Raw genomic sequence first — 12910 nt, forward strand, 5'->3', positions numbered from 1 at the left:
CGTTACGCCCCGGGGGGCATCACCGGCATTCTTGAACCGGAACTCGTCGTCTTGGGGGGGCCGTCCCGCATGGGCGGCGGCCCCTGGCGTCTTGGTCAGTCGTAGAACTGGATCCGCTTTGCCGGGGGCAGCATCGCGTTCAGGGTCAGCTCCAGCCGGCGGGGGTTTTCCTGCCGGCCGATCGAGGTCGCCCCCGCCAGAAAGATCTGCTTGAACATCTGCTCCTCCATGGAGTTGCGTTCCAGCTTGCCCGCCAGCGGGTTGAATACCATGTTCGCCAGCACCGCGCCGTAGAAGGTGGTGAGCAGCGCCACCGCCATTGCCGGGCCGATGGTGCTGGGATCTTCCAGATTGCCCAGCATCTGCACCAGACCCACCAGCGTGCCGATCAGCCCCATCGCCGGGGCCACCTCGGCCGACCGCTTCAGGATCTGTGCCGACTGCATATGACGGTAGGCCATCTGCGAGATGTCGCGCTTCAGGATCCGCTCCACGTCCTCCACCGGGATGCCGTCCACCACCATGCTCAACGCCCTGTGCAGGAAGGGTTCGCCTTCCAGCTGGTTCAGTGTCTGCTGCAGGCCCAGCACGCCCTTGCGCCGGGCCTGATCCGCCAGTTCCACCACCTGCATCGCCGCCTTCGACGGATCGACCGGCTTCGACACCATGGTCTTCACCAGCAGCTTCTGGGCCCGGATCACCTCGGCCAGAGAGAAGTTGACCATGGTGATGAAGAAGGTGCCGCCGATGACGATCAGGATCGACGGAACGTCGATGAAGGCGCCGACCGAGCCGCCGAGGATGATGGCCGCCGCCACCAGAAGGAAGCCGACGATAAGGCCGATGACGGTTGCGAGATCCATGAGGTCCTGGGTTCCGGTCCGGTCCGACGTGGAAGGCGGTGGGGGCGAGGGCAGGCGCTGGAGGTTGACGTCAGAAAAGAACGGTGTGCGGACCGGAAGGTCAGCCGCGATCGGTCTTGATGATTTCGGTCATGGTCACGCCCAGCCGGTCTTCCACGACGACCACCTCGCCGCGGGCCACCAGCCGGTCGTTCACGTAGATGTCCACCGCCTCGCCGACCTTGCGGTCCAGCTCCACCACCGCGCCGCGGCCCAGCTTCAGCAGCTGGTTCACCTGCATGGTGGCCTTGCCCAGCACCGCCGAAACCTGCACCGGCACCTGATAGACGGCTTCGAGGTCGGCGGCACTGCGCGGCACGTCGGGGACCTGCTGGTCCATTTCGTCGCGCGAGCTGTCCCGGCGGCGTTCGCCGTCGAATTCTTCGAGGCTCAGATTGTCCTTGTCGTCGGCCATCGATGATCTCCGCGCCGCGGCGCCGGTTGAGGGGGAAAGAGGGACGGGGTGGGTGAAAGGAGAAGGTCAGGTGATCATTCGGACGGAGCATGCCCCGGCGTCAAGTGCTGCATGCCGGAACCGTGCCCTGGCGCCGTTGCCTCCGCCAGGGCTTCGTCGATCCTCTGCAGAATGTCCTCACGCGAGAGCACGGCCATGCCGCCCGGCCAGACCAGCCGGGCGTCGCCCGGCGCGATGCCCGGATCCGCGATCACCCGGCACTGGCCCAGAACGCCTTCCTCGGCCAGCACCGGCGCCACGCGCGCGCTCATCACCGCCTCGGCGGCAGGGTGGACATGCAGCACCGCCTCGCCGGTTTCGGCAATGCCGGCAATGCAATCACGCAACATGGTCTCGATCCGGTCCAGACGCTGTTCCTCGGTGCAGCCCAGCTTGACCGCGATCATGCGGGCCAGCCGGACCAGATCGGCGGTGGTCGCATCCAGCCGGTCGTGCCAGCCATGGATCGCCTCGGCCGACTGGCGTTCCAGCCGCTGGATGGCCTGCAGGGTCTGCTGTTCGATCGCAGCCATCGCCTGGGCGGCACCCGCCCGCCGGCCTTCCTCGAAGGCGGCGGCCTGGGCCTCGGCGAGCTGGGTTTCCGAGAAGGTCGGCGGCGGGGGTGGCGGCGGCGGCACGGGCGCGGCTTCGACCACCGGCTCGGGCTTCTTCTTGCGCGGCCGCCCGAAATCGATGTCGTCGTCGAAGCTGACGTCGAAGGTGAACTTCTTGTAGCCCGCCATGTCTCTGCCGTTCCTCCAGGGCCGGATGCCGTGACTGCGGATTCTCAGTAGACCAGGACGTCGTCGCCCTTGCCGTCGGCAATGACGATTTCGCCCTTGTCGGCCAGGTCCTTGGCGACCATCACCATATAGGCCTGTGCCTCGTCGACGTCGCGGAGCCTGACCGGGCCCATCGCGGCCATGTCTTCGCGCAGCATCTTGCCGGCACGTTCCGACATGTTCTGGACGAACAGCTCGCGGATCTTTTCCGAGGCGCCCTTCAGCGCCAGCGCCAGCTTGTCTTTGTCGACGACGCGCAGCACCGTCTGCACCCCGGTGGGGGCCAGATTGCCCAGATCCTCAAACGTGAACATGAGCGAGCGGATCTTCTCGGCCGAATCCTTGTTGCGGCCTTCCAGCGCATCCAGGAAGCGGGACTCGGCCTGACGGTCGAGATTGTTGAAGATCTCGGCCATCATCTCGTGGGCGTCGCGGCGGCTGGTCCGGGCCAGGTTGCTCATGAACTCGGCCCTGAGCGTGCGCTCGACGCCGTCGAGCACCTCTTTCTGAACCGGCTCCATGCGCAGCATGCGCATCACCACTTCCATGGCGAAATCATCGGGCAGGGCGGCCAGGATCCGGGCGCTGTGTTCGGGCCGGACCTTGGAGAGCACCACCGCCACGGTCTGCGGATACTCGTTCTTCAGGTAATTGGCCAGGATCTGCTCGTTCACATTGCCGAGCTTGTCCCACATGGTGCGACCCGCGGGACCGCGGATCTCTTCCATGATCGCCTCGATCCGCTCCTTCTCAAGCCCCGAGGCCAGAAGCAGGCGCTCGGTGGTCTCGAACGTGCCGACCAGGGTGGAGGTGGACGAGATCTGCTCGGCGAAATCGACCAGCAGCCCCTCGACCATCTCGGAGGAGACCTTGCCGAGCGAGGCCATCACCTGCGAGATCTCGCGGATCTCGTCGTCCTCCATCATGCGGAAAAGCTTGGCGGCATATTCATCGCCCAGCGCCAGCAGCAGGATGGCGGCTTTTTCGGGGCCGCCCAGCCCCCGGAGTTCACTCTTGCCACGTGCCATGGAGGCTCAATCCTCTTCCCGGATCCACGAGCGGATCACGGCCAGTGCTTCTTCGGGATGGCGGTCGACGATTTCGGCGATCTTGCGGATCGAGGACTGCCGCACCCGGCCCTCGACCTGGCTGATGTCGATCATCGCCTCGCTGCTTTCGATGGCGGCGGCCAGCGCCCGTTCGGCGGTGGGGCCGGCCAGAGCCGGAACCGGGCTGCCGTCGGGGCCGGGCAGGGCGGCCATGGGCGTGCCGTCGGGGCCGGTGATCATGGTCACGCCGCCCACGCCCGCCATGCCGCCGGCACCGGCGCCCGCACCGGCGGGCTGCGGGCCCAGCCGGCCGACCAGCGGCCGCAGCACCAGCAGGATGACCAGCAGCGCCACGATCGCCAGCACCACCATTTCGGCGATGCGCATATAGTCGCTGGTCCCAAGGCCCAGCAGCCCCGTATCGGTCACGGCTTCCTGGCTGCGGGCAAAGGGCAGGTTCACCACCTCGATCCGGTCGCCGCGCTCGTCGTCGGCACCGACGGCCGAGCGTACCAGCTGGGTCAGGCGTTCCATCTCGTCGGCGGCGCGGGGCTGATAGGTCTGGGTACCGTCGTCGGCAGTCACATAGGTACCGTCCACCAGCACCGCGACCGACAGGCGCTTGATCGCCCCGCCCTCGCGGATCTCGTTGCGCACGGTGCGCGAGATCTCGTAATTGACCGTCTGGCCGTCGCGGTTGGACTGGGTGCGGTTGCCGCCGGCTCCCTGGCCCTGCTGGGCGTCGGGGATGTTGTTGGCGGCAGTGACCGCGTCGTCGCCGGCTTCGGTCGACAGTTCGTTTTCGCGATTCACCTGGCGCGAGCGGATGACCTGGCCGTCAGGGTCGAAGGTCTCCTGCGAGATGGTGACCCGGTTGTGGTCGATCTCGGCATGGACTTCGACCTGCACCCGGCCGGGGCCGACCGATTCCTCGATCAGACGGGTGACCTGGGCACGCAGCTGGCTTTCGACGTTCTGGCGGGTCTCTTCGGCGGCGGTGAGGGCGGCGCCCGGGGCGCCCTCGGTGCCGCCGTCGCCGCGGGCGAGCAGGGTGCCGCGGTCATCGGCGATCGCCACCCGTTCCGGGCGCAGCCCCGGCACGGCGGCCGCAACCAGCTGCTGGATGGCCCGCACCTGGCCCTGGGTCAGGCTGCGGCCGCCCTTGGGGCTGACCACGATCGAGGCGGTGGGTTCGGCCTGATTGCGCGAGAACAGTTCCCGCCGCGGCAGCACGATATGGACCCGGGCGGCCGAAACCGCATCGATGGTCATGATCGTGCGCTGCAACTCGCCTTCCAGCGCGCGGACCAGGTTGACGTTCTGGGCGAAATCGGTGGTGCCCAGGCCTTCGGAGCGATCGAAGATCTCGTAGCCGATCGACCCGCCCTTGGGCAGGCCGCCTTCGGCCAGGGTGAGGCGCAGCCGGGCGATCTGATCCTGCGGCACCATGATCCGGCGGCCGTCGGGGCTGAGCGTGTAGGGCACGCCCGACTGTTCCAGCTCGGCCACGACCGAGGCCGCATCGGCAGTGTCGAGGTCGCCATAGAGCAGGCCCATGGTCGGGCTGCCCAGCCGGGTGGCCAGGAAGACCGCGAAGATCAGCAGACCGCCCGCCACGGCACCCAGTGCCGCAAGCCGCGCCGGCCCCAATCCCTTCAGTGCCTGCATCCAGGCCTTCAGCGTATCCGCCATGAGACCCGTTCCACTCCGTCTCGCAATGCCCCGATCGGGGCGCCCGACGATCCTCTTCCGGCGATGCCTGACCCCGGGTCCGGGGATCGGCACGCAGGAAGAAGCCGGGCGATGCAGTGCACCGCCCACCCCTGTTTACGCGATCTTTGGTGAACAGAAGGTTAATGCCCGGCAGATTTTGCCGGGTGGGCGGCAAAAATTTCCGCCCGGATCATACTGTGGTTCAACGCAATGGCAATGTCTTGTTTTTGTAGAAAATGCAAGGAAATCCACGGCGATGATATCCGTGGACCGGGACCGCGCCGGCAGGGGGGAGATGGCGGGCGGAGGATCGATGTCTTAACGAAAGGTAAGCATTTGCCGGGATCGTGTGGCCAGATCAACCCTTGCGTCCGCGACGGGAACGGCTGGCGATCAGCCGGCTGGCCTCGGCGCCATGGGTCTGGCGCCAGCTTTCGAACTCTTCGAGGCTGAGGGCATAGCGCCGGCAGATCTCGTCGAGGGCGGCGGCACCGGCCATCACCGCCGCCACGACCTCGATCTTCCGTCGGGCGACCCACCTGACCCCGTTGCCGGGCGGCAGGTCGAAACGCAGCGTGGTGGACCGCTTCTGCCGGGGAGGCTTCTCCGGCAGGACAAGAACATTGCCGTCGGTGGCCTCGGCAATGTCGGGCGCTGGGGATACCAGCTTTAACCTGGGTGTGGTCATCGGAAGGGCGGTCTCGCAACGGTTGCGGGGCATGGGGCGACCTCGCCCGAACACCCGACACGGATCCGATGCTAGTCCGATGTGTTTAACAAAATCTGAAGGCCGGCAGAACGACGCCGGGCACCGCGGCTCACGCCCCCGTTTCGGGAGGGCGGGGCGCGATGCCCGGCGTCGTTGGCGTGGGTGCCGCCAGGATCAGCGCTTGGTGCTGATGATTTCCTGCAGCATCTCGTCGACGGTGGTGATGATCTTCGAGCTGGCCGAATAGGCGCGCTGGGTGATGATCATGTCGGTGAATTCCGACGCCAGGTCGACATTCGAGGTCTCGAGCGAAGAGGGCGAGATCAGGCCGGCGCCGCTCTGGCCCGAGGCGCGCAGGTTGAAATTGCCCGACTTGTCGGTCTGGGCAAAGACGTTGCCGGTGCGCTCCTGCAGGTTCTGCGGGCTGGCGAAGGTCGCGATCGGCAGCTTGTAGAGCTGCTTCTGCTCGCCATTGCTGAACGAGGCGACCACGAAGCCGTCGGCGTCGATCTTCACCTCGGTCAACTCGCCCGACGAGGCGCCGTTCTGGCTGAGGTCGCGGACCTCGTAGTCGCCGGCATACTGGCGCAGACCATCGGCCTGGCCGGTGCCGAGCGGGCCGGCGGTGCCCCAGTCGATGGTGATGTCCGACGAGCCCGCGCCGGCCGCCCAGTCGATATGCAGCGCATTGGTCAGCGAGGGCGTGACGGTGTTGAGCGTGCCGTCGGAATTGAAGGTGACGACGCCGGCGGCGATCTGCGCCTGCGGGGTCGGCGCGGTGGTGACGACGTCGTTCTTGTCGACGGCGTTGATTTCAACCGCCCATTCGTTGTTGCCGACCTTCAGGAAGTTGACCATCAGATCGTGGCCGCGGCCCTGGCCGTCATAGACGCGCACCGAGCGGCTGAAATCGGACGACACCGCCCCCGAGCTCATGTTGAGCGCGCTGTTGGTGGCATCATAGGTTGCGGCGACCGGGGTGCCGGCGGTGTCGAGGGCGAGGGAGCCGCTGGCCGCGGTTCCGGACACGTCCAGCGTCCGGCGCGGATCATAGGCCGAGATCGAGATCGTGCCGGCGGTGGCGGTGCCGCCCAGTTCGGCGACGAAGCTGCCGGTGCCTTCCACCAGATCGGCCAGTTCTGCCAGGGTCGAGAACTCACCCGCACCCGTGCCCGCGGTGAAGGTCACCGTGTTCACGCCATCCGACAGGGTGATCGTCTGGCCGGCGGTGACGACGCCGGCGGCGATCAGATCGTCGGAGGTGGAGACGCCGGGGGTCGAGGTGCTGGTCGAGGTGGCGCCGGTATAGGTCTCCTGGTTGGTGTTCAGGTTGACCGCGACCGTCATCTCGGTGGTCGCCACCGCCGTGCCGCTGATCTGGCCGACATTCACCGTCTCGAGGCTCGAAATGTCCGCCGAGGAGGTGGTGTTGGTCACATTGCCCGCCTCGCCCGGCAGGCGGCCGCCCGAATCGAGCGGCCAGCCCTGCAGATAGAAACCGGCGGCATTGCGCAGATAGCCCTGTTCGTCGGGCACGAAAGAGCCGGCGCGGGTATAGAGCACCTCGTTGGTGCCGGTGGCCTTGCCTTCGACGACGAAGAAGCCGTCGCCCGAGATCGCCACGTCCAGCCCCGAGGTCGTGCCCTGCACCAGGCCCTGCTGGTCGATCAGCTGCTGCACGCTGGCGCGCACGCCGCCCGGGGCATAGAAGGACTCGGAACCGCTGTCGGTGACCAGGGTCTGGAAGTTGGTGTTCTTCGCCTTGTAGCCGACGGTGTTGACGTTGGCGATGTTGTCCGAGATGACGCCCATCGCCGTGCTCTGGGCACCCAGGCCCGACACACCGGAATAGAGCGAGCCGTAGAGACCGAAGCTCATCAGGGGCACTCCTCAATCATGGGGGCGGGGCACGTCCGCCCGCCTGATTCTGACTTTCGGGCCGGGGTATCTGGTCCACCGGCCGATGGTTCTGACGGGCTGCCGTCCTGGCGACCCGCCCAAGCTCTGAAGGTCGGCGCGGTCTGCGCCGTCGCTTCCCGAGATCCTTAAGCCGCGGCCGCTTCCTGAGCCGCGAGAAGTGTCGACTGGTCGATGAGACCGGAGTTGTAGAGCTGCTGGAGGGCCTTCAGCGTGGCGTCGGCCTCGCTGGTCGCGGCCGAGGCATCGCGGATGCCGGTCACTTCGGAGAGCGGGATTTCCACCCCGTTCACGTTCAGCACGACATTGCCGTTGGTGATGCCGACGCTGTCGACGGTGCCGGTGATGGAGGTGGTGACCGCGATCGTCTTGCCCTTGGCATCGAGCGCGGTGACGCTCATCCGGTACTGGCCGTCGTCCAGCAGCTTGCCCTCGCTGTCCTTGCCATCCCATTCATAGTTGTGCACGCCCGCCGTGGTCTCGCCCGCTTCGGAGCGGACCACCTTGCCGCTTTCGTCGATGATGTTGACCGTCACCTTTTCGGCGTTCTCGGGCAGGCGGTAGTGATAGCTGGCGCTGCCGTCGGTCATCTGGATCGTGTCGCCATTGGCGTCGACGACCTTGCCGATATACGAGGCGGCGTTCGCAACCTGCTGGCCTTCCGACAGCGAGATCAGGCTCTCCAGATTGCTGTTGGACTGGACGAGCTGCTCGGTCTGCGTGAACAGGACCAGCTGGTTGGTGAATTCGTTGGTGTCGAGCGGATTGGTCGGATCCTGGTTCTTGAGCTGCGTGGTCAGCAGCGTCAGGAACTGATCGAAATCATCGGCGAGCTTGTTGTTGGCGATCGTCGCCTTCGACGTCGTCGCGGTGGTCGCCGTGGTGTTCGTGACGGAGCTGGTCGCCATGATGTCCTCTGCTCCTCTCGCCTCAGATCCGCATGTCGACGCGGCGGCCGTCGATGGTGGCCACCTGGTCCGCCGCCAGGCCGTTCAGACTGCCGATCCCGGCCAGCGGGTCGCGATCGATATTCGTGTCGCGGTCGCGGCGCGGGGCGCCATTGCCGCGGCGGTCGCCGTCGCCGGCCATTCCGCTAAAGCCCTGGCCTGCGAAGTTCTGGCCTGCAAAGCCCTGGCCCTGCTGACCGGAGCCCTGCTGCCCCGCCATCTGCTGTCCCCCTGCCTGGTTGGCGAGCGAACGGTCGACGTCGTAGCGCAGCGCGCCCGGCTCGATCTTGAACCCGGCCTGGGTAAGGCTGCGTTCCAGATCGCCCGCATCGGCGGAGAGGGCGTCGACGGCTTCCGGCTTTTCGGCCGAGAAGCGGGCACTGATCCGGCCCTGGGCGTCGATCTTCATTTCGACCCGGACCCGGCCGAGATCGGCCGGCATCAGGGTCATCACGAAGTGGCTCTCACCACCTGCCAGCGGCATACCACCTGCCGGAGACATGCTGCCTGCCAAGGCCGTATGCATGTGCTGTGCCACCTGCATCGCCGGCCGGCCCGGTGCGGCATCCTGCATCGGCAGGGCCTGGGTCTGGCCGGTCCAGCCGGTGCGGAGCTGGCCGGTTTCGGGCAGACCCATCGCCGCGGCCAGATCGCCGCCGGCCGCCGTGGGGCGGCTCACCTCGTCGAAACTGGTCATGGCCGAAAGGGCTGCCGCACCGGCCGGAAGCGCCTGAATCGGGGCCTGAACCCTGGGATTTGCGGCCTCGCGGGCCGGTTCGGCGGCGGAACGCGGGGCCGCGGTCGGCTCGGCATCGGTCTGCCGGGAGCCGGCGGCTGCATCCGGTCGGGCGGTCATCGGCTCCGAGGCCCGATCCGTCCGGGCCGCCGCAACGGGGGCGGCATCGGCTGCGGCGGGTGCCGCCGGGGCTGCCGCCATTTCCGTGCGGCCGGCCGGCGGATCCTGCCGGGGCGGGAGGGTCTGACCGGCTGCGCGGGCATTTCCTGCCGGGGCGGCAGTTTCTGCCGTCGGGGCCGGGGCCGGCGCGGCAACCCTTGCCGTCTGCGGCGCCTGAGCTGCCGGAGTTTCGACGGCCGGAGCCCGATCGGTCGGGACCCGGCCGGCCTGCACCTGAGCAGCCGGTGCCTGCATGGTCGGTGCCTGCATGGTCGGGGCGCTCCGGCCATCGGCCGCCGGCACAGTCGCTGCCTGTGCCGTCGTCACCCGAGCAGGCGCCGCCTGAACGGTGTCGTCGGTGATGGTCGCCGTCTCGGGCATATCGCGCCGGGCCGGGGTGGTTTCCGCCATCGATGCCGCCTGCGGGGCCGGCTTCGTCTCGGCAGAGGGGGCCGTCGGTGCGGTGCGGGCATCGCCGGCGACCGGGCCGGCGTCGTTCGCCATCACCGTCGGGGCCATCGTGGTCGGCTGTGCCGGCATCTCCACCTGCGGCCGCGCGGCCGGGCGGGCATCCGCCACGTCACGCGGCGCGACGGTCGGCGTCGTGTCGGCCGCCGCCATCTCGGGCGTCGTCGTCGCGCCGGCCGTCGCACGAACCGTGACCGGGCGGTCGACGGCCGGGCCATCGATCACCGGTGCCGTTTCCAAACCGGTCATGGGGGCAGCCGGGCGGCCGGCCGGTGCAGGGGTCCCGGCTGCCGCCGGCTCTGGCGAAACCGGCTCTGGCGAAACCGGCGCCGCATCGGGGGTGGCGCTGCGGCCGGTCGCGACCGTGGTCGTATCGGTATGGGCGGTGAAAGCGACGGTGCGGCCGGCCGGACGCGCCAGACCGACGGGCAGATCCATCCGCGCCGCCAACTCGCCGCCCATCATGTCCACGGCCTGGTCGGCGACGACCGACTGGCGGGTGCGGGTGGTGACCACGCCGTCATTGCCGGCCCGGACCGTCACCGCCAGAACGGCGTCGTCGCCTGCCGGCGGGTTGTCGAGCGCCGCCGAAACCGCCTCTTCGAAGCTGATCGCCCCCGGCACTGTGACGGTTCGTCCGGCCCCGGCTGCATCGGGCAGGGCGGGCGTTTCGGGCGGGGCGGGCGCTGCCGCGGGCGGCTGGACCACGCCGGCGACCACGACCTCGTCGGGGGTCAGCGTCAGGGGTGCCGCAGCCGTCGTCGCGGGCGCAAGGATTGCCGGTGCAGGGGCCGCGGCGCTCGCGACCGCCGCCAGCGTCGCCGGATCGATCTCGTCGTCGTCATCGGCGATGGCGCGGGGGGCGCGCGGCGCCTGGCCGGCGGGGGCCTCTATGCCGGCAGCTCGCCCGGGTCGGAGGTCGACGCCGCCCTCGGGCACGGCCGGTGCGCTGTCCATGCGGATGCGGGCGGTATCGATCACCACCGCGGCCGCGGTCACCGCGCGGGCGGCCAGATCCTGGCCAAGCGGCAAGGATGCGGCAGTATCGTCGTCGATATCGGTATCGCTCCGGGTATCGGGTGCCCCTGCTTCTGTGCCCACCCCTGCTTCCGTGTCCGCCGGCGCCGCCGTGTCGACAAGGAACTGGGGCGCCGGGCGATCGACGGCAGCAATTGCCGGCCGCGGCAAATCCTGCCGGGGGGAAACTGCCGGATCGGTGGCGTGGCGCGGAGGCTCCGCCGTGGGGCGCGGAGGCTCCGCCGTGGCCTCGGCGCCTGCCGCTGCGTGCGTCACGGGCGGTGTGTTCGCGGCCACCGGGGTCTGCGGCGCCTCTGCCGCCATCGGGGTGGCGGGGGCGGCGGGCGGGGATGCGGGCGGCGTATCGGCGCCCTGATCCACCGTCACACCGACCGTGCGGCCGGCCGGGGCAGGAATGGCGGGACCGGATGCCGAGGGGGCTGTGGGCTGGGCCGTAGCAGAGGGCTGGGCCGGGGCACGCACCTCGCCCGCCACATCGGCGGCTGCCGTCACATGTGCGGCAAGCAGCGCCTGGAAGGCGGCTGCACTGTCGTCCGACACCGTCACGGCCTGGGGGGCAGCCGAGCCGCCGGCAGATCCGGTGGAACGGCCGACCAGGCCCGACAGAAGTTCGGTCAGCGATGCGGGGGCAACAGCGGACATCGGCAACGACTTTCGACCGGGGGGCCGCACCCCGACGGTCGGGAATGCGTGCGCCCCCGGAAACAGCAAGTACCGTGCCAGTCACGGGTCGGATATGCGGGTGTGCGCGAGAGGTCAGTCCGCCCGTCGGGCGTCGGGTGCGGCCAGCGGCAGGTCGAAGCACGAGGTGGTGCCCCGGCCCTCGGTGCTTTCAAGCGTCAGCGTGCCGCCCTGCAATTCCACCAGCATGCGGCTGATCGTCAGGCCGAGCCCGGTGCCCTTGACCTGGGTTTCGGCGCCGCCATTGCGCGCCTGCTCGTAGGGGCGCATCAGCCGCGCCAGATCTTCCGGAGCGATGCCGGGGCCTTCATCGCTGATCGCCACGATGAAGCGATCGTTCTGCACCCGGTTGTCGACGGTGATCGACCCGCCGGGCGGGCTGTATTTGATGGCGTTCGACAGCAGGTTCAGCATCACCTGCTTGAGTGCCCGATCGTCGGCGACGATCTCGGGCGAGGGGCGCAGCGGCGTCCAGGCGATCCGCACCCGCTTTTCGATCGCAAGCCCGCCGACCACGCGAATGGTCTGCGACAGCACCGGATTGGCGGCCATGGCGGTTGGCGTGACGTCGTATTTGCCGGCCTCGATCTTGGCCATGTCGAGCAGGTCGTTGATGATCGAGAGCAGGTGCTTGCCGCTGCCGTGGATCGAGTTCAGATAGCCCAGATAGGTCTCGTTGCCGATCGGTCCCAGAACCTGCTGTTCCATCAGCTCGGCAAAACCGATGATCGCGGTCAGCGGCGTGCGCAGCTCGTGGGTCAGCGTGGCCAGAAACAGCGATTTCTGCTGAAAGGCGCCCTCGGCCGACAGCCGCTGGGCGTAGTTTTCCTCGGCCAGCCGGACCAGTTCTTCCGCCTGCTGTTCCAGAAGGCTGCTCTGATGGGTCAGTTCGGCCTCGTGTGCGGCCAGGCGGTCGGCCTGATCGAGGGCGGTCGCCACCGTCACGCCCAGATCCATCACCGCACCCAGGGCGTCGAGCTGCCGCTGCAGAACGGCGGTGGCGTGGGCATCCATGCGCGGGCAGCCGTCCAGCGCCAGAACGGCGATCGTGGTGCCGTCTTTCGCCCGGATCGCGGCCAGCAGCAGATCCTCATCACCTTCGCCGCCCAGCTGACGTGTCACCCGGTCGAACAGATCCTGGGAACCGGGGCTGCCGCGCCCATCGGCCTGTGTGCCCGCAAGGACACGCGGGCCGCGTTCATCCAGCCCGACCAACAGACCGGCGGTTGCGTCAAGCGCCGAGGCCGCGGCCGTTACCAGCTGGCTCAACGCCGGCGCAGACTCCGATCCGAGAACCCGATAGCGGCGCAGCGTCTCGATTTTCCGCCGGTCGGTGGTCAGGTCGAACGTCATCT

Annotated in this window: 10 protein-coding genes; all 10 read right to left on the bottom strand. The window is 68.5% G+C overall.

The features are described 5' to 3' along the window. Positions 1-95: 95 nt before the first annotated feature. Positions 96-863, bottom strand: coding sequence for a motility protein A (locus CMO28_RS26225; protein WP_296719358.1), 768 nt, complete (start codon positions 861-863; stop codon positions 96-98). Between the two features lie 100 nt (positions 864-963). Next, positions 964-1317 (bottom strand): flagellar motor switch protein FliN, encoded by a 354-nt coding sequence (fliN, locus tag CMO28_RS26230; protein WP_296719361.1) that lies wholly within the window; start codon positions 1315-1317, stop codon positions 964-966. Positions 1318-1391: 74 nt separating this feature from the next. Beyond that, positions 1392-2099 carry a FliH/SctL family protein gene (locus CMO28_RS26235; RefSeq protein ID WP_296719364.1) on the bottom strand — a complete coding sequence of 236 codons (708 nt, stop codon included), beginning with the start codon at positions 2097-2099 and terminating at the stop codon, positions 1392-1394. Between the two features lie 44 nt (positions 2100-2143). After that, positions 2144-3166, bottom strand: coding sequence for a flagellar motor switch protein FliG (gene fliG / locus CMO28_RS26240; RefSeq protein ID WP_014744763.1), 1023 nt, complete (start codon positions 3164-3166; stop codon positions 2144-2146). Positions 3167-3172: 6 nt separating this feature from the next. Further along, on the bottom strand, positions 3173-4879 hold the full coding sequence (gene fliF / locus CMO28_RS26245; protein ID WP_296719369.1) for a flagellar basal-body MS-ring/collar protein FliF: 1707 nt from the start codon (positions 4877-4879) through the stop codon (positions 3173-3175). A gap of 379 nt (positions 4880-5258) precedes the next feature. Further along, entirely contained in the window at positions 5259-5588 is a 330-nt protein-coding gene (locus CMO28_RS26250; protein WP_081598994.1) for a DUF1153 domain-containing protein, read from the bottom strand. Between the two features lie 195 nt (positions 5589-5783). Continuing rightward, on the bottom strand, positions 5784-7487 hold the full coding sequence (locus CMO28_RS26255) for a flagellar hook protein FlgE (protein WP_296719373.1): 1704 nt from the start codon (positions 7485-7487) through the stop codon (positions 5784-5786). A gap of 167 nt (positions 7488-7654) precedes the next feature. Beyond that, on the bottom strand, positions 7655-8434 hold the full coding sequence (locus tag CMO28_RS26260) for a flagellar hook assembly protein FlgD (RefSeq protein WP_296719376.1): 780 nt from the start codon (positions 8432-8434) through the stop codon (positions 7655-7657). A gap of 22 nt (positions 8435-8456) precedes the next feature. Continuing rightward, complete coding sequence (locus CMO28_RS26265) at positions 8457-11516, bottom strand: flagellar hook-length control protein FliK (protein WP_296719380.1); 3060 nt, start codon at positions 11514-11516, stop codon at positions 8457-8459. A 114-nt stretch (positions 11517-11630) separates the two neighbouring features. Next, positions 11631-12908, bottom strand: coding sequence for a sensor histidine kinase (locus tag CMO28_RS26270; RefSeq protein ID WP_296719383.1), 1278 nt, complete (start codon positions 12906-12908; stop codon positions 11631-11633). Positions 12909-12910 lie beyond the last annotated feature (2 nt).

Source organism: Tistrella sp. (genome assembly GCF_002684955.1).
Taxonomy (GTDB): Bacteria; Pseudomonadota; Alphaproteobacteria; order Tistrellales; family Tistrellaceae; genus Tistrella; species Tistrella mobilis.